Below are 17,634 nucleotides of genomic sequence, written 5' to 3' on the forward strand. Positions count from 1 at the left end.
CCTTGCGTAGCAAGGCTTTTACTTTTGGGCTTTTAAAACTTGCCAGCTTAAACCGAACTCCCGTTAGAGAAATAGGGGGGTATTGTTAGATAGGTAAGGACGGGCGGCGCAAAGTGCCGCCCATCCTTACCATATAAATTTTTTCCTTATAAATAATTGTTCTGAATGGCATAGGCAATAGCTTGTTTGCGATCGCTTACGCCAAATTTATGTAGGATCGCGTGAATATGCACCCTTACCGTGCCAGCAGAAATATAGAGCAGATTGGCAATTTCTTGGTTGGTTTTATGCTCAGAAATTAAGAGGAGAATTTCTTTTTCCCTACGGGTTAAAAGATTTGTCCTCGCTCCAGATATATCCTCTGAAGTTATTTCGGAGGATTGATTTTGAAAAATATTATGAATTTCAGCGGTGGCATTTGCGTCCCACCAAGAAGCCCCAGCAACTACCGATCGCATTGCCAGAATTAACGTTTCCGCAGCAACTCCTTTGAGACAATAGCCCTGTGCGCCTGCCGTGACTAATCGCGAAACCAGCGATCGCTCGTTGCGCGAAGTTAGGGCTAAAATTGGTAATCTGGGATGATTGAGTTTGAGTTGGCGACAGGTCTCCAAGCCTCCTAGTCCTGGTAAGCCAATATCGAGAAGAACGAGATCGAAGGGCTGTTGTTTGGCAAGATCGATCGCCGTTTCTCCGTCACTTGCTTCCACTAAAGAGGCTATTTGCCTTTCCTGTTGCAGTCGTACCTGTAGTCCGAGACGAAATAATTCGTCATCTTCAACTAAAAGTATTCTCAGATGATCCAAGGTCATGTTTTTTCCTAAGGCTTGTTGGCAGGGGATGACGACAAGCTTTACAGTGCTTTTCTTTGTAAGTAGCTAGGCATAAGTAAACTTAAAACCTAGAAGAGCATACCGCCCGCTGCGCGTGCGGTATGCTCTCTGGTTTTGGTTTTAATTATGCCGAACTATTTATTATTCCTACCAAAAATATTTTGCGGCTTTATGTAGTTAAATGGATGTCAATGTTTGGGGGATTTTCGCGAATTAAGGAAAGAATTTAGACGATAAGGAAGGGCGATGCTTTGCGCCACCATTCTTTATCTATTTATACCAATTCCAAAAATGGCTTTGCCATTTTTGGAATCTCAAACCTTGTCAGGGTTTGTTTTTTATAGCTGTTGCTAAGGGAATTACAGCAATTTCTGATCAAAAAAACATAAGAAACTTTAAGATGAGTGGCGGCGCTTTGCGCCGCTACTCATTAAGGTTGCTATATTTATACCAATTCATGAAAGTGTAACAACACTTTTGTGAATTAATTTGTGAATTAAAAACTAAACCTAGTCAGGGTTTTCAAAGCTGAAAATGGCGTAGCCATTTTCAGCTTTGGTATTAGGTGGATTGCGATGAAAAGGGTAAGGCTGGTAAACGAAAGGCAAAGACAGCTCCGTGGGGCATACGGTTTTCGACCCAGATCGTCCCGTCATGGGCTTCGATAATTTGACGGGTCAGGTATAGCCCAAGCCCAGAACCTGTAGCCAAGCGATCGCTTTGACCTTGATAAAACCTTTCAAACAAATAGGGCTGTTCTTCGGGCTTAATCCCTGCGCCAAAATCAGCAATATGAACGAGCTGATAGGATGACTGAGTTTCAAGTATTACTTCCACCTTAGCCCCTCTGGGGGAATGGTTAATTGCATTGGTTAGTAAATTTGTGAAAACCCTCCTTAATTGAAAAGCATCGCCATTTACCCATAGAAATTTGCGAAATTCGGAATCGCCATAATGCAAATTCAAATAGACACTGCGACTGGTTGACAAATGCACCATTGATGCAGCAACTTCTTCCGCTAAAACTGCGAGGTTAGTTGGACTTGTTTTTAATTGCAATCCTTCGGTTTCATTGCGATAGACATCAAGGAGAGTTTCAACTAGCTTCAAACTATTTTGATGACTGCGAATCATCGTTTCTAAGACAGTTTTTTGCTTGAAACTAATACTGCCAAACAGTTCGCGATCGAAGGCTTGCAGAGTTTCGATCGCGCCGAGTAATGGAGTTCGTAAATCATGCGCTAGCGTAGAGGCAAAATCTTCGCGCACATTCATAATTCGTTCTTGGGATTGCAGCTTTGACTGCTGCTGGAATAGAGTTTGTTGGGTTTGACTATAGCGATCGCTCAAAAGTCCCGTTACGATTAGTGCAAAGATGGTGACTATGCGATTTACTACCATCGATCCATGAATTTCTGGATTATTGGGAATCCAAATATTTAGTAATGTCAAAATAACTGCGGCTGATATCAGTAGAAAAGAGGCTGTACGGCTCAGTCGCGAATTGGCAATTAGGATCGGACTGATATATAGATAGCTCATCACATAGTCTGGCGGCGTAGCATACTCTAAGGTAAACACCAGCGCAAACAGTCCGCCAACCATCCAAAATGAAGGCGATCGCCAAGATGGTGCAGATTGTTTTTGGGACATTCCTTTAGCTTAGCCTCGTGGTTTCTATCAATAATTTCTGCCTAGTTCCACTGCCTCTAAAAGATACGCAGCATTTTCGACAAAGGGAACAAGCGCCAACACCGCATCTAGTATAACATTTGATCAAATAAGACCTTCATTACTTCTGCAAGAGTCTTGTTTCTAAAATAGATTTAACCTCCTCATCCGTAGGTGCAGGCGCATTAGTCTTCGCAATACCCACTAAACTTGATGCAAGCCCCTTGTATCTGTTCACCAATGGAGGTTTTGACCGCAGGGATTTCATTAAGATATTGATTAATTCCCAACGATCATCTTCGGGAAGTGTTAGAACTTGTTCGTGAAGTTTCTGAAAAGTCATAGCGTTTAAGCTATAGGATGAATTTACACAAGATTGTAGCTGAAATCGAAAAAATGAAAAGGCAAAAATAACTAAGCTGCTTTGGCTAAATCCTTCGTTTGGATTTTAATAGAAGCACTTTCTAGACTGCTAAAAGTAAACTCAGTTCTAAATCCAAGTTTATCAAGTATCGAAAAAAGCATATCCAAAGTAAGCGATCGCCAACTAAACACCATCTAAACGCAGTCTAAACGGCGCAATCTTTACCAAGCTTGAACCTAGATATCAGTAAGCAAGAGCGTTCTAAACACAAAGATATACCTTGTCAAGCGGAGAAAATGGATCGATGATTTGACTGTTAGGAATGGTTTCCTGATAGTTTATCGACTCAAAAGGAAAATCTCCACCATGCTACAAGGATGGATTCAAATTGGACTGACGCTGGTGCTGATTGTGGCGATCGCCCCAATTTTGGGCGGTTACATCGCACGGGTGTTTCTGGGACAAAAGACTTTACTGGACTCAATTTTAAACCCATTAGAGAATTTGCTATTTAATCTCAGTGGTATTCAGAGTAATCGGCAAGTAGCTGCTCCTATGACGGGCTGGCAATATTCCCGCGCGATTTTGTATAGCAATTTGGCGATGGCGGTAATATTGGCGCTGATTATGAACTTTCAGGGCATTCTCCCCCTCAACCCAACGGGAATGAGCGCTCCAAGCTGGGATACGATCTTACATACAACTATTTCGTTTATTACTAACACAGACCAACAACATTATGCTGGTGAAACTACCCTGAGTTACTTTACGCAGACTTTGGGATTGGGATTTATGTTTTTTGTGTCTGCTGCTACGGGTATTGCGGTAGGTATCGCTTTTATTCGTGGGTTGACTGGTCGATCGCTTGGAAATTTCTATGTCGATCTGATCAAGTCAATTACGCGCATTCTTTTGCCGATTAGTATTATCGGTACGATCGCTTTGATTATTTCAGGCGTTCCTGAAACCCTATCAGCCCCAGTGGTTGTTCCCACTTTAGAGGATCCGAGCATCAGCCAAGCGATCGCTTTAGGTCCCGTGGCTCATTTCGAGTTCATCAAACAACTTGGCGAAAATGGTGGTGGATTCTTTGCCGCTAATTCGGCACATCCCTTAGAAAATCCCAATGGATTTTCCAATCTTCTTCAGACATTAGCGATGATTTCCATTCCGACAGCGCTAATTTTTACCTATGGAGAAATCGCCAATAATCGCAAAATGTCGTGGTTATTGTTTGGCATGGTGTTTATTATCTTTGTGGGATTCATTATTGTTACAGGGATTGGCGAATATCAAGGTAATTCTCTGGTTAATGCCGTTCTAGGCAAACAGAGTCCGAACTTTGAAGGTAAAGAAATCAGGTTTGGCTGGGCTCAGACGGCTTTGTTTTCAGTGACGACGACAGGAACGATGACTGGTGCTGTCAACTCGATGTTCGATTCGCTCATGCCCAGTGGCGCTTTTATTACGATGTCCAATCTGTTCTTGCAAATTATTTGGGGAGGGCAAGGCACGGGTACGGCTTATCTATTTGCCTATTCGATTTTAGCTGTATTTGTGACTGGGCTAATGGTTGGTAGAACTCCAGAATTTTTGGGGCGCAAAATTGAGAAAAATGAAGTGGTCTTGACCAGTTTCTTGATTTTGTTGATCCATCCCATTTTTATACTTATTCCTGGTGCGATCGCCTTAGCATTTCCCGATCAGTTAGCAGGAATTAGTAATCCTGGGTTTCATGGATTGACTCAAGTAATCTATGAATATGCCTCGGCGGCGGCAAACAATGGTTCGGGCTTTGCTGGTTTGGGCAATAGCCAGCCAGCACCTACGGCTTTGTGGTGGAACCTAAGTGCCTCGGTGAGCCTCTTAGGTGGACGCTATGTGCCGATTGTCGCATTGCTTTTATTAGCGGATGGTATGTCGCGCAAGCAACCCGTGGCAATGACTACAGGTACATTACGCACCGACACGGTTCTATTTACCAGTGTTACAGCAGGTGTGATTTTGATTATGGGCGCATTAACTTTCTTTCCCGTATTGGCTCTCGGCTCCGTTGCTGAAGCTTTTCTCATCGCTAGAGGCGGCTAAAATCCATGAATAATAATTCAAGCATTAACTCATCTTCGTCAAAGAAGCAATCCCTCGGTAGCACCCGCGACTCGCGCCGCCATACTCCCAAGGCATCTATGGCTGGACTGTATCAACGGGCGGTTCGGGATGCATTTCGGAAGCTCAATCCCCGTATAGCCGTTCGCAATCCCGTGATGTTCATGGTGTGGGTGGGGACGATTGTCACTCTATTAGTCACGATCGATCCCAATTTATTTGGAACTGTGGCAGCCGATCCTAACAAAGAGAGGGTTCTCAATGGCTTAATTACGATTATTCTCTTCTTTACAGTCTTGTTTGCCAACTTTGCCGAAGCGATCGCTGAGGGACGAGGTAAAGCGCAGGCGGACTCATTGCGGACGACACGATCGGATACGATCGCTAGTAAAGTGCTGCCCGATGGTGCGATCGAGCAAATTAGCTCTACGGAGCTACGCCGAGGCGATCTCGTTAAGGTCAAGATCGGCGAGATGATTCCCGCTGATGGAGAAGTGATTGCGGGTTTGGCTTCGGTAGATGAATCGGCAATTACAGGTGAATCCGCACCAGTGCTTAAGCAACCAGGAACGGATATTGCGAGTTCGGTTACGGGTGGTACTCGGGTGGTTTCCGACGAGCTGACTATTAAGATTACTGCCGATCCTGGACAGGGGTTTATTGATCGCATGATTGCCCTCGTGGAGGGAGCTGAGCGGACAAAAACCCCTAACGAAATTGCCTTAACCGTCCTGCTGACGGTGCTGACGCAGGTATTTTTGATTGTGGTGGCGACGGTCACTCCCCTTGCCAATTACGTGCAAACACCGACGACGATCGCCATTCTCATTTCCCTATTGGTTGCCCTGATTCCGACGACGATTGGCGGATTACTCAGTGCGATCGGGATTGCGGGTATGGATCGGGTTGCTCAATTTAATGTGATTGCGACATCGGGTCGGGCGGTTGAGGCTTGCGGCGATATCAATACCTTGGTGCTAGATAAAACTGGCACGATTACCCTTGGCAATCGCCTTGCCGATGAATTCATTCCTGTGAATGGACATTCTCTCGCCGAGATCGCTTCCGTGGCTTTAGCCGCTAGTATCTTTGATGAAACCCCTGAGGGGCGTTCAATCGTCCAGTTAGCTGAACAATCAGGAGCGGTGGTAAAGTTTGATCGGGAACAGTCCAAGGGTATTGAATTTTCTGCCCGTACCCGTATGAGTGGTACTGACCTCCCCGATGCGATCGAAGTTCGCAAAGGAGCCGTTGATGCGATCCGTGGCTTTGTGCGATCGCGTTCTGGCAACGTCCCCGAAGAGTTTGAAGCTGCCTACGAAAAAGTATCGAAACTCGGTGGCACGCCCTTAGGAGTATGTCAGGGTGGTGATTTGTATGGCGTGATCTATCTCAAAGATATCGTTAAGCCAGGACTGAGAGAGCGATTCGATCAATTACGACGGATGGGCGTGCGCACGATTATGCTCACGGGAGACAACCAGATTACTGCCTCGGTAATTGCCGAAGAGGCGGGAGTCGATGACTTTATTGCCGAAGCGACACCCGAAGATAAAATTGAAGTAATTCGCCGCGAACAGTCTCAGGGCAAGCTAGTTGCCATGACGGGCGACGGCACGAACGATGCACCTGCACTCGCGCAAGCCAATGTGGGCGTTGCCATGAATTCAGGAACACAGGCGGCAAAAGAGGCGGCTAATATGGTGGATTTAGATTCCGATCCGACCAAGTTAATCGATCTCGTGGCGATCGGCAAGCAATTGCTGATTACCCGTGGCGCTTTGACCACCTTCTCGATCGCCAATGACATTGCGAAGTATTTCGCCATCATTCCTACCATATTTGCTGCCGCAGGGATTGGTGCTTTGAATGTCATGGGTTTAAAAAGTCCCCAGTCGGCAATTCTCTCCGCGTTAATCTACAATGCCCTGATCATTCCAGCCCTAATTCCCTTGGCTCTTAAAGGTGTGAAGTTTCGTCCTCTTACTGCCGATCAACTCCTACAGCGCAATATTCTGCTCTATGGGCTAGGTGGCGTGATTGCTCCATTTATTGCCATTAAATTCATCGATATTCTCTTGCCCATCGCCTAATTTATCCCATTGCAAATCATGAAAAAATCCCCAAATTACTTTTCTCCAAATTACTTTTCTAAAGATATTGTTAGCGGCTTTCCCCTCGAAGATCTTGGGAGTCTTGGGCAACTTGTGATTAAACGGAAATATCCAATCTACTTATTTCTTGCCTTTTGTCTGAATCTCGTAGCTGCCCCTGCGGTCTTCGCCGCTAATGCCGATAGTTTTACCCGCTTTCAAGCTTATGCCTTAGGGCTATTAGGGATTGCCACCGTTAGCTTTTCCATTTATCTCTTTGCCGTCATGTTCCAACCTGAGAAATTTTAATCCTATGAATGAAATTATCAAAGCTATTCGGACTACCCTCGTTCTTTGGTTGTTGGTTGCGGTAATTTATCCCTTTGCCATGATTGCGATCGCTCAAGGTGGCTTTCCTTATCAAGCAAATGGAAGTTTAATCCGCAATTCTCAAGGACAGGTGATCGGTTCGAGTCTCATTGGACAACCCTTTACCAGTGACAAATATTTTAATAGCCGACCCAGTACCATCAGCTACAGCACTGCCGACCCTCAAAAGGATACGGCGGGCCTTCTCAAAACGGGCATATCGGGTGGAAGTAACTTAGCACCAAGTAATCCCGATCTGCTCGGGCGCATCAAGGGCAAAGCCGATGCCGATCCTAGTAAGGCGATCGAGGGGGATTTACCGAGATTGCAAAAAGCAGGTATTAATCCCACTGCCGATCTCATTTATACCTCTGGCTCTGGACTCGATCCCCATATCACCCCTGAAGCCGCTAAAGCCCAAATCCAGAAAGTCGCTCTCGCAAGGAAAGTCGAGCCGAGCCAACTAGAAAAACTGATCGAACTAAGTACTGATCGTCGGTTTCTCGGCATTTTTGGAGAAGATGGGGTGAATGTATTAAAGTTAAATCTTGCATTAGACAACCTATCGAAGGCATGATACCAAATCACAAAATGGCTATGCCATTTTGTGATTTGAAAACCCTTACTGGGTTTGGTTTTTAATTCCCAAAAGTGTAGCCACACTTTTGGGAATTGGTATAACTCGAAGGGATAAGTAGCTGGGTGCAATTAAATATAAAACTCCAAAACCTGTAGCGCAACGCTACAGGTTTTAGCTCTATAAGCAGAAAGAACTATGATTAGAACCCATCGTCGTGGTAAACACAAAATATTTATTGGCATGAGTCCTGGAGTTGGTAAAACCTATCGAATGCTAGAAGAGGCTCATCGACTGCGCTCGGAAGGTATTGATGTTGTAATTGGGTTGCTGGAAACCCATAATCGTGCTGAAACGAAAGCCAAAGCGATCGGTTTGGAATTAATCCCGCGCCAACAAATTAGTTGGGAGTCGGTGACGCTCACAGAAATGGATACTAATGCAATCCTTGAGAGACAGCCACAATTAGCGCTAGTGGATGAATTGGCGCATACTAACGTTCCCAATGCCGAACGCGAAAAACGCTATCAGGATGTGGAAGTGCTGCTAGAAGCAGGAATTGATGTCTATTCCACTGTTAATATTCAACATATCGAGAGCCTTAATGATACCGTGGCGAAAATAACGGGGGTGATCGTCAGAGAGCGCATTCCCGATCGCATTTTAGAGGTAGCCGATGAAGTGGTCGTAGTCGATGTCACGCCTGAAACCTTGCAGGAAAGACTCCGCGATGGAAAAATCTATGCACCTGAAAAAATCGATCAATCCCTTAACAACTTTTTTCAGCGTCGTCATTTGATTGCCCTACGGGAGTTAGCACTGAGAGAAATTGCCGATAATATTGAAGACGATCTCGAAGCCCATGATTCTAATAATTCGGCTAGCAATCTAGTTTGTAACATTCACGAACGGGTGTTAGTTTGCGTTTCTACCTATCCTAATTCTTTACAGTTATTGCGGCGAGGTGCGAGGATTGCAGGCTATATGCATGCCCAGCTTTATGTTCTATTTGTTGACGACCCTGAACGGTTTTTAACCAAAGCCGAAAGCCTCCATATAGAGACTTGCGAACGATTGTGCAAAGAATTTGAAGGTACTTTTATTCGGGTAAGCGATAGTAATGCTTTAAAGGCGATCGTGGATACGGCAAAAAATTATCGGGTTACCCAGATTGTGATGGGAGAAAGCCAAAAATCGCGGTGGCAAATTTTATTTAAGGGGTCACTGACCCAAAGGATTTTGCGATTACTTAAGAATGTCGATATTCATATTATTTCCACCAGTAAAATTGGCGATGAGGATGGAAGTAAAAAGTGAGGATTGTCCTCACTATGCTCTTATCCCAAACCCCTAAAGATAAATGGCGGCGCTTCGCGCCGCCATTTATCTTTAGGGGTTTGGGATAATTTGAAACGGGCTTCGAGAAAGGGTTTGCTACGCAAACCCTTTCTCGAAGCCCGTTTCAAATTATCCCGAACTCACGTTAGTTAAGTATCTAGGCATAAGTAAACTTAAAAGCCAGAAGAGCATACCGCCCGCGCAGCGGGCGGTATGCTCTCTGGCTTTGGTCTTTAATTATGCCTAGATACTTATACCAATTCACAAAAGTGTTGGCACACTTTTGTGAATTAAAAACCAAACCCAGTAAGGGTTTTCAAAGCGAAAAATGGCGTAGCCATTTTTCGCTTTGGGATAACTTGTGCGGTAAACTATTTTGCGCCATCTTGCAAACCCTATCTCCCTGCATTAACCATGACCGAATCGATCGATAAGGTAGCATTTCAACAACGACCCACATGGGACGAGTATTTTATGCTGCTGACCAAACTCGCAGCTATGCGATCGACCTGTCTGGCTTTTCCAGTCGGGGCAGTAATTGTCAAGGATAAGCAGGTGCTAGCTACGGGCTACAATGGCTCACCCTCAGGCTCCGTTCATTGCACTACTCAAGGTTATTGCTACCCCAATGTTCTTACCTGTGATGCCAGCAAAGAATTTCCCTCTAGAGCCGTTCACGCTGAAGCCAATGCGATCGCTCAAGCAGCCAAGCATGGCATTCCTACTGATGGCGCGAGTATTTACGTCACGTTAGAACCCTGTATTTCCTGTTTAAAGTTGGTGGTATCGGCAGGCATTCGCGAAGTTTATTATGAAACAACCTTTAATAAAGGTAACAATGCAGCCCTATGCCAATCCTTTATAGACGAAGGATTAGTGGTTCTCAAGCAAATTCAAATATCACCATCCGTTCTCCAAAGAGCGAATTTATTTCTGAACTCCCCTACTTCTGAATTGCGCTTATTTTCTGGTTAGCCCCGAAAGAATGGTATCGATGAATTGTCATTAGTTTTCGGAGAGAGCAATCCGAAATCCATAGTAGTTGTACCAATTCACAAAAGGGTCTTTGCGCCGATTTGCCGCTCTACATTCCCATTCATCATGTTTCCAAGAACCACCCCGAAGTACGCGATACTGCATATCTCCTCCCAATTCCCAAACTGAACCATTGGCAGGTCTACCCCGATAATCTTCATGCCAAGGATCGGCACACCACTCCCAGACGTTACCATGCATGTCATACAGCCCAAAATCATTGGCAGGAAAGGTTCCGACAGGAGTAGTTCCCTCGCGATATTTTACAACTGCGTTAGAATCATACTGAAGACTACCATCATAATTGGCAAAGTCCGTACTAATTTCCTCTCCAAAGGAATAGCGAGTTGATTTCCCGCCCAGACAAGCATATTCCCATTCTGCTTCGCTAGGTAGGCGATAAGCTTTTTTAGTCAGCTTACGCAGCCTTTTACAAAACTCGATCGCATCTGCCCATGAGATATTATCTACAGGCGCAAATTCATTCTTAAAGTGAGAAACATCGGGATTGAGCGCACTGCCAACTTCAGGCAATCGAGCGACCGCTCGCCATTGTCGTTGCGTAACTGGAAATTTCCCCAGATAGAATGAAGAGATATTTACTTGCTGTTGCGGTTTTTCACTGTTATAACCTTCATGTTTATAGGAAGTTCCCATCATGAACTTACCTTCAGGAATAAGTAACAACTCTAAAAAACTATCTTCCCCTAAATATTCGCAATACAATTGTTCAAGATTGCTTCCCATAACCAAACTTAGTTCCTAAAAATTTGTAATATTTTGCTAAATTGCTAAATAAGTCTAAATTATATGGCGTTTCTAATTTAAGTATTACATGTTCAACATATTTTTTAAGAGAGCGTTTGCTAATCAATCAATCGCCTTCGTCTTTTTTACCTCAGGGCTAGTTTCAGGATTACTGGTTAGCTGTAATCCCACAAGTGATCGCGTTCGAGATGCCTCAACTCAAAAGTTAGCAGGAACTTGGGAATTTAAAAATTCAGATGGAGGCAAAATAGGTACGGCGGTTTTTGAAACCCAAAATGATATCGATGGCAATGTATATATTTTCTCTAACGATTTATCGTCGGGCAGAATAGCGATCGCTGGGAAATTCAAAGCGAATGCTCATACGAACCCCCAAGAACTCGACTTCGTTTTTGGCGATCTCACTACTCAAACTATCTATGAAGTTGATCGAAATGGATTATTAAAAATAGCTAACACAGTTCCCGATCAAGTTCGCCCCAATGACTTAGGTTGGCAACCACAACAGTTAACGAAGATTTCCGATCGCATGACCATTGATAGCGATATTAAAATACTTAAATCAGCAGATCTCGCTAGTTCCACAGCCTCGATCCGCGAGAACGAAGGTAAAGCTTCTATTCGTGCAATTATGCGATCGCAACAGCAAATATTTCAAGAAAAGGGACAATTCTCAACCGATATCAATCAAATCAAATCTGGACTACAGCTAAATTCAGATCTTTATACATACAAGATCAATCTATTCACAGAAGGATCTGAGTTAATGGTACAGCATAGCGCTATTCCTGTAAAAGATGGGTTGAAGGCTTATACGGGAATTATCTATACGATCTCTGGAGAAAATGGGCAAAAAGCCACCAGATTAATAATGTGCGAGAGCAATCTTACAACCAAAGCAATTGCCTCAAAGCCCCAAAATCAGGATGAAGGATACCGATGTCCAAATAATTACACTTTCATCGATCCGTAAACCTAGAAGAGCATACCTCCCGCTAAGCGGGAGGTATGCTCTTCTAGGTTTTACAGCGCTTTGCGCTCAAAACCAAACCAAGGAAATTTTTGAAAGCGTTGCGAAGCAACGCTTTCAAAAATTTCCTTGTGTTCGTTTGATCGGTAATTGCTGTAAGTGACTATAGCTATAAATAGAGAGCTGAAGAATGGCGAATCGTTTCTTATTTATATTGTTGTTGCTCTTGCAACTAATTTGTCTGGGAGTGCTGTGGATTAGTTGCTTCCCTGGAGAGCTTGTCAGTTTGCTATTTATTCTTTTTTGGCTCCTAACTATTTATGGAATCCCGCTTCTAGTTTTATTGGTAGTGATAATTCTAGTTGGGATGCAAATCTTAAAGAAAATAAATTTTTTCCCTAAAGATCAAACATTACTAACCACCGCCATAATAACTGTGGGTTTAACAGTAATTTTATTACTAACTAATCTGCCCCAAACAGTTGCCTTTTCGATGTCACGCCCTGCATTTGAGGCAATTATTGTTAATGCGGATAAGCTCAACTCAATCTGTAATAGCAAACCAATTAACCAACAGTTAGGTTTCTATCGCGTCATAGAATGCGATCGCGATAGCCGTGGGGGTATCTACTTCAGTACTGGGAACTTTCGCTTTATTGATATCTCTGACTTTTATGGATTTGCCTATCAGCCTAACCCCTATGGGAGCTACCATTTTGGCTCTGATATTTATGAATATTATCCCATTGTAGGCGAGTGGTATAGATTTACGGCGGGTAAGCGTTCTTAACTATTTATTCTGTTTAATCTGGATGGAGATCGTGCCTATGCAAGCGTAACAATCTCTCAATACATCTTAGTTTAGAGATAGGATAGACTCTGATAGGCTTAAACAGAGACTTCAGAAGCAAGAGCGTTGACAACCCCGATGGCAACAAATATACCAACTAAGCAAGTTTGGCACGCGCTGACAATCGATGAAACGATCGCCGCGTTGGATACTAATCCCGAAATGGGGCTGGAGTCTTGGCAAATTAGCGATCGCCAAAATATCTATGGACGCAATGAGCTAAAAGGTAAAACAGGAAGAGCCCGACTCAGCATTTTTATCGATCAGTTTACCAACATCATGTTACTGATGTTGATGGGCGTGGCTGTCGTTTCGGCATTTTTAGATCTGCGAGAAGGGAATTTTCCCAAAGATGCGATCGCGATCGCGGCGATCGTCATTCTCAATGGAATTTTGGGCTATGTACAGGAAAGTCGTGCTGAGAAAGCCCTAGCTGCATTAAAGCTAATGGCAGCTCCCAACGTACGCGTATTACGGGAGGGTAAAATTGCCGAACTTCCATCGGCAGAATTAGTCATCGGCGATATCGTATTTGTGGATGCGGGAATGCAGATTGCGGCGGATGGACGCTTATTGCAGGCTGTAAGCCTCAAGGTTAGAGAAGGAGCGCTCACGGGGGAATCGCAGGGTGTAGAAAAGTTTGCCGATCGCTTGTTTAATGCCGATGAATCCCTAGGCGATCGTCGCAATATGGTATTTCAGGGTACGGAAGTCTTGCAGGGGCGAGGCATCATGATCGTCGTGGCAACGGGGATGGAAACGCAATTAGGAAAGATTGCCAATCTATTGCAGGATGTGGAAATAGAAGAAACTCCATTACAAAAACGAATGGGAGAGCTTTCGCAGGTTCTAGTGATTGCTTCTTTGGTACTGGTGGTTCTCGTAATTGGCATTGGACTGTGGCGGCATGGTGATTTAGTTAAATTATTGAACACATCCTTGAGTATGGCGGTGGCGGCAGTTCCTGAAGGTCTGCCTGCGGTGATCACGGTGACTTTAGCTTTGGGAACGCAAAGGATGGTCAAGCGCCACGCGCTCATTCGCAAGCTGCCTGCGGTGGAAACCCTCGGTTCAGTAACCGTGATTTGTTCTGACAAAACGGGTACGCTCACCCAAAACAAAATGGTGGCGGAAAGCGCATTCACGGCGAACTATGTCGCTCAGATTGGGGGAACTGGTTATGAACCGATCGGGGAATTTGCGATTTCTCGACTGGCGGGGGATATGCTAGCTAGTGATTTGAGTATCTATCAATGCCCAGAATTACAAATTTTATTAGCGGCGGGAGTGATTTGTAACGATTCCTATTTACAGAAAGATAATGCTAACAATCAAGGCGCGAACGGTTTAATTCCCTTGCCTACAGGTCTAGACAAATCGCAATGGCAAATTATTGGCGACCCGACCGAAGGCGCTTTGTTAACCTTGGCGGGCAAAGCCAATTTTCGGCATGATCAACTGATTAGCTATTTTGCTAGAGTTGCGGAGATTCCCTTTAGTTCTGAACGCAAACTCATGAGTGCGATCGCAGAAATCAAAAGTATGGATGCCGAAGATACCCCCGAATCGATCCGCACGATCGCTGCCTTACTGCCCCAAACAGCTTACATTCTCTTTTGCAAAGGTTCGCCTGAGTTAGTTCTAGAGCGCTGCGATCGCATACATAATGAGAAGCAGAGCAATCCCATCTCGATTTCACAGATCAACTCTATTAACACTCAAAACAATCTGCTTGCCTCTAAGGGAATGCGCGTTTTAGGGTTTGCCTATCTTCCTTTAGAGAATTTACCAACCGAAACCGAACTCCCCAACATCGAAAATAATCTCGTTTGGTTGGGCTTAGTTGGCATTCGCGATGCCCTCCGTGGGGAAGCCGCCACCGCCGTGCAGATCAGTCAACATGCGGGAATTCACACGATTATGATCACGGGCGACCATCAACTGACAGCTCAAGCGATCGCCCGCGATCTGAATATTTTCTATCCCGATAGCAATAGAGTGCTCACGGGTCGTGAAATCGAACATATGGATGATGAAGAACTAACGGCGATCGCTCGGCAAACTACCGTATATGCGAGAGTTTCGCCCGAGCATAAACTCCGAATCGTGCAAGCTTTACAGCGATCGGGTGAGGTAGTCGCGATGACTGGTGATGGCGTAAACGATGCCCCAGCCCTGAAGCAAGCGAATATTGGCATTGCGATGGGAATTACGGGAACCGATGTTTCCAAAGAAGCCAGTGACATGATTTTGTTAGATGATAACTATGCCACAATCGTGGCGGCAACTGAAGAAGGACGCACGGTTTACGCCAATATTCGTCGCTTCATTAAATATATTCTCGGCAGTAATGTCGGTGAGGTCATTGCGATCGCTTCGACCCCATTTCTTGGCTTTGGAGCCGTGCCCCTCACGCCCCTACAGATTCTCTGGATGAATCTAGTGACCGATGGTGTACCAGCCCTTGCCCTTGCGGTGGAACCAGCGGAAGATGATGTGATGGAGCGACCTCCATTTAATCCTCAAGAAAACATCTTTGCGCGGGGTTTGGGTTGGTATATCCTCCGTATTGGTGTTATCTTCGGATTGCAAACGATCGCCTTAATGGAAATCGCTTACAACTCTGGTAATCCCTCATGGCACGAGCATTGGCAAACTATCACCTTCACAACCCTTTGCATTGCCCAAATGGGGCACGCCCTCGCCTGTCGTTCCGATTCCAAGTTGTTGATCGAGTTAAATCCCATCTCTAACCCCTACCTCCTAGTTTCCGTGATTTTTACCACGATTTTACAACTTGCCCTGCTCTACGTGCCGAGCTTAAGGCAATTTTTCGGAACGAATGCCCTGAATGCTTCGGAACTTGGTTTATGCTTTGGATTTAGTCTGTTATTAGTGCTATGGGTCGAGTTAGAGAAAATCGGCTTCAGGTGGTGGAGCAAGCGTCGTTTGTCAGCATCTGCCAAATAGGACTATGAAAAAGGACTATGAAAAATAGATTCTCTTGGTGGCGATCGCTAATTACCATCGGCTGTATAGCCTTAGTAATTTCTTTTGTTGTTCCATTACTTGATCGCCTGATCCAAATCTATCAAGCAATTGCCGCCACAACTTCGCCGATCCTCGGAGGGTTTGTCGTCCTATTGGTCATCGGACTATTGGCAGGATTGGGCTTATTGGTCTGGCGCTATTTACGCTTATTTCAGGCTGAGCCCTCTAAACCGCGTCCCCTTCCCGAAGTCCCGACGGACAAGATCGAAGCAGCTCAAGATAGTCTTGAAGCGCTAGAGCGTCAGGTGGAGCAAATTCAAGATGAAGTCACGCGGCGCTCGCTATCCGAACAGACCGAACAGCTCAAAAACAACTTTATCCGTCAAGAGTTACGGGTAGTTGTGTTTGGGGTCGGCTCCGCAGGCAAAACTTCCCTAGTTAATGGATTGCTCGATCTTGCCGATCGCGATCTCGATAATCGCCGCGAAGATCGCCGCGGGGAGATTGGTGCGACCATGGGGACGACCCAGTTGGGGAAATTCTATGCACCTGTGCGATTTGCAAATTTAGATGTCCCCGTCCAAATTACCGATTGTCCAGGAATTTTAGAGGCGAGTGCCCTAGGGAGCGATCGCGAAAGGGAGGCTCGGCAAATCGCAACCGAAGCTGACCTCATTGTCTTTGTCGTCGATGATGATTTGCGCCGATCGGAGTATGAAGTTCTCAAAGCCCTTACGGAAATCGGCAAGCGCACCATTCTCGCCTTCAATAAAATCGATCGCCTCACCCCCAGCGATCGCGATATCATCCACACCAGTTTGCGATCACGGGTTTTGGATTTTATTCCCCCAGAAGATATCGTCGCGATCGCCGCAAATCCTGCCGCTATTACCCTCGATTCGGGGACAGTCGTTACGCCCAAACCCAAAATTCAACCCCTGTTGTCGCGTCTTCTCGATATTCTCAGTTATGAAGGGGATGAGTTGGTTGCCGATAACGTGCTATTGCGATCGCAGAGGCTCACCGAGGAAACCCGCGAAGCCCTCGCCCAACAGCAACAACAGGAAGCCGAAAAGGTGGTCGAGAAGTTCCAATGGTTGGTGGTAGGCGTAGTTTTCGCTACGCCCTTGCCCGTAGTCGATCTCCTCGCTACGGCTGCGATCAATGCCCAAATGGTGGTGGAAATTGGGAGGGTCTATGGTTGTGAGATCAATATGGATCGCGGTAAAGAATTAGCTAACTCGCTGACACGCACTCTCGTTAGTTTGGGAATTGTAAAAGGGGTAGTGCAAATTATTACCACCTTAATTTCCGTAACTGTCGTGGGACTAGTTCTCAAAGCCACCGTTCAATCAGTAACAGCAGCCTATCTCACGCGTATTGCGGGCAAGAGTTTCATTGAATATTTCAGTCGCGATCGCGATTGGGGTGATGGGGGAATTGCCGAAGTGGTACAACGACAGTTCCAATTAAATCGCCGCGATGAATTTCTCAAAGCCTTTGTTCGAGAAGCTGTCAGTCGGGTCATGGTTCTCATGAAGCAGTCCTAAGCAAACATTGATTGATGGCGCTCCGCGCCATCAATCAATGTTTGGATTTTGATTTATCCTACAGCGCTTTGCGCTTAAACCCAAACCAAGGAAATTTTTGAAAGCGTTGCGAAGCAACG

At 45.2% G+C, this 17,634-nt stretch carries 14 protein-coding genes; 10 read left to right on the forward strand and 4 right to left on the reverse strand.

What is annotated here, in order from left to right:
- Positions 1 to 146: 146 nt before the first annotated feature.
- The 3 genes from PSE7429_RS13605 to PSE7429_RS13615 all read right to left on the reverse strand — a co-directional run bounded on the left by PSE7429_RS13605 (position 147) and on the right by PSE7429_RS13615 (position 2,847).
- Positions 147 to 812, reverse strand: coding sequence for a response regulator transcription factor (locus PSE7429_RS13605; RefSeq protein ID WP_009627801.1), 666 nt, complete (start codon positions 810 to 812; stop codon positions 147 to 149).
- Positions 813 to 1,394: 582 nt separating this feature from the next.
- Positions 1,395 to 2,486 carry a sensor histidine kinase gene (locus tag PSE7429_RS13610; RefSeq protein WP_009627802.1) on the reverse strand — a complete coding sequence of 364 codons (1,092 nt, stop codon included), beginning with the start codon at positions 2,484 to 2,486 and terminating at the stop codon, positions 1,395 to 1,397.
- Positions 2,487 to 2,625: 139 nt separating this feature from the next.
- On the reverse strand, positions 2,626 to 2,847 hold the full coding sequence (locus PSE7429_RS13615; RefSeq protein WP_009627803.1) for a hypothetical protein: 222 nt from the start codon (positions 2,845 to 2,847) through the stop codon (positions 2,626 to 2,628).
- Between the two features lie 387 nt (positions 2,848 to 3,234).
- On the opposite strand from PSE7429_RS13615, the gene kdpA reads away from it, so the two are divergent.
- From kdpA to PSE7429_RS13645, 6 genes are all read left to right on the forward strand, one after another.
- On the forward strand, positions 3,235 to 4,956 hold the full coding sequence (gene kdpA, locus PSE7429_RS13620; protein ID WP_009627804.1) for a potassium-transporting ATPase subunit KdpA: 1,722 nt from the start codon (positions 3,235 to 3,237) through the stop codon (positions 4,954 to 4,956).
- A gap of 98 nt (positions 4,957 to 5,054) precedes the next feature.
- On the forward strand, positions 5,055 to 7,067 hold the full coding sequence (gene kdpB / locus PSE7429_RS13625) for a potassium-transporting ATPase subunit KdpB (RefSeq protein WP_040688688.1): 2,013 nt from the start codon (positions 5,055 to 5,057) through the stop codon (positions 7,065 to 7,067).
- Between the two features lie 18 nt (positions 7,068 to 7,085).
- A complete protein-coding gene (locus PSE7429_RS13630; RefSeq protein WP_009627806.1) occupies positions 7,086 to 7,376 on the forward strand; it encodes a potassium-transporting ATPase subunit F in 291 nt (96 codons plus the stop codon).
- Positions 7,377 to 7,380: 4 nt separating this feature from the next.
- Positions 7,381 to 8,013: a K(+)-transporting ATPase subunit C gene (gene kdpC / locus PSE7429_RS13635; RefSeq protein ID WP_009627807.1), complete on the forward strand. Its 633-nt coding sequence runs from the start codon at positions 7,381 to 7,383 to the stop codon at positions 8,011 to 8,013.
- A gap of 198 nt (positions 8,014 to 8,211) precedes the next feature.
- Complete coding sequence (locus PSE7429_RS13640; protein WP_009627808.1) at positions 8,212 to 9,330, forward strand: universal stress protein; 1,119 nt, start codon at positions 8,212 to 8,214, stop codon at positions 9,328 to 9,330.
- 435 nt (positions 9,331 to 9,765) lie between these two features.
- Positions 9,766 to 10,326 (forward strand): deoxycytidylate deaminase, encoded by a 561-nt coding sequence (locus PSE7429_RS13645; protein WP_009627809.1) that lies wholly within the window; start codon positions 9,766 to 9,768, stop codon positions 10,324 to 10,326.
- Between the two features lie 30 nt (positions 10,327 to 10,356).
- Here PSE7429_RS13645 and PSE7429_RS13650 read toward each other — a convergent pair whose 3' ends face one another.
- Complete coding sequence (locus PSE7429_RS13650) at positions 10,357 to 11,133, reverse strand: formylglycine-generating enzyme family protein (RefSeq protein WP_009627810.1); 777 nt, start codon at positions 11,131 to 11,133, stop codon at positions 10,357 to 10,359.
- Positions 11,134 to 11,221: 88 nt separating this feature from the next.
- Between PSE7429_RS13650 and PSE7429_RS13655 the strand changes: the two genes are divergently transcribed.
- The 4 genes from PSE7429_RS13655 (at position 11,222) to PSE7429_RS13670 (ending at position 17,515) form a co-directional block, all read left to right on the forward strand.
- A complete protein-coding gene (locus PSE7429_RS13655) occupies positions 11,222 to 12,127 on the forward strand; it encodes a type IV pilin-like G/H family protein (RefSeq protein ID WP_009627811.1) in 906 nt (301 codons plus the stop codon).
- A 187-nt stretch (positions 12,128 to 12,314) separates the two neighbouring features.
- Positions 12,315 to 12,914: a hypothetical protein gene (locus tag PSE7429_RS13660; RefSeq protein ID WP_009627812.1), complete on the forward strand. Its 600-nt coding sequence runs from the start codon at positions 12,315 to 12,317 to the stop codon at positions 12,912 to 12,914.
- A 138-nt stretch (positions 12,915 to 13,052) separates the two neighbouring features.
- Entirely contained in the window at positions 13,053 to 15,944 is a 2,892-nt protein-coding gene (locus PSE7429_RS13665) for a cation-translocating P-type ATPase (RefSeq protein ID WP_009627813.1), read from the forward strand.
- Positions 15,945 to 15,961: 17 nt separating this feature from the next.
- Positions 15,962 to 17,515: a YcjF family protein gene (locus PSE7429_RS13670; protein WP_009627814.1), complete on the forward strand. Its 1,554-nt coding sequence runs from the start codon at positions 15,962 to 15,964 to the stop codon at positions 17,513 to 17,515.
- Positions 17,516 to 17,634 lie beyond the last annotated feature (119 nt).

Origin of the sequence: Pseudanabaena biceps PCC 7429 (assembly GCF_000332215.1) — a bacterium.
GTDB lineage: Bacteria > Cyanobacteriota > Cyanobacteriia > Pseudanabaenales > Pseudanabaenaceae > Pseudanabaena > Pseudanabaena biceps.

Coding starts and splice junctions, on each gene's coding strand:
- PSE7429_RS13605 (WP_009627801.1), bottom strand. CDS start 812: ATGACCTTGGATCATCTGAGAATACTTTTAGTTGAAGATGACGAATTA.
- PSE7429_RS13610 (WP_009627802.1), bottom strand. CDS start 2,486: ATGTCCCAAAAACAATCTGCACCATCTTGGCGATCGCCTTCATTTTGG.
- PSE7429_RS13615 (WP_009627803.1), bottom strand. CDS start 2,847: ATGACTTTTCAGAAACTTCACGAACAAGTTCTAACACTTCCCGAAGAT.
- kdpA (WP_009627804.1), top strand. CDS start 3,235: ATGCTACAAGGATGGATTCAAATTGGACTGACGCTGGTGCTGATTGTG.
- kdpB (WP_040688688.1), top strand. CDS start 5,055: ATGGCTGGACTGTATCAACGGGCGGTTCGGGATGCATTTCGGAAGCTC.
- PSE7429_RS13630 (WP_009627806.1), top strand. CDS start 7,086: ATGAAAAAATCCCCAAATTACTTTTCTCCAAATTACTTTTCTAAAGAT.
- kdpC (WP_009627807.1), top strand. CDS start 7,381: ATGAATGAAATTATCAAAGCTATTCGGACTACCCTCGTTCTTTGGTTG.
- PSE7429_RS13640 (WP_009627808.1), top strand. CDS start 8,212: ATGATTAGAACCCATCGTCGTGGTAAACACAAAATATTTATTGGCATG.
- PSE7429_RS13645 (WP_009627809.1), top strand. CDS start 9,766: ATGACCGAATCGATCGATAAGGTAGCATTTCAACAACGACCCACATGG.
- PSE7429_RS13650 (WP_009627810.1), bottom strand. CDS start 11,133: ATGGGAAGCAATCTTGAACAATTGTATTGCGAATATTTAGGGGAAGAT.
- PSE7429_RS13655 (WP_009627811.1), top strand. CDS start 11,222: ATGTTCAACATATTTTTTAAGAGAGCGTTTGCTAATCAATCAATCGCC.
- PSE7429_RS13660 (WP_009627812.1), top strand. CDS start 12,315: ATGGCGAATCGTTTCTTATTTATATTGTTGTTGCTCTTGCAACTAATT.
- PSE7429_RS13665 (WP_009627813.1), top strand. CDS start 13,053: ATGGCAACAAATATACCAACTAAGCAAGTTTGGCACGCGCTGACAATC.
- PSE7429_RS13670 (WP_009627814.1), top strand. CDS start 15,962: ATGAAAAATAGATTCTCTTGGTGGCGATCGCTAATTACCATCGGCTGT.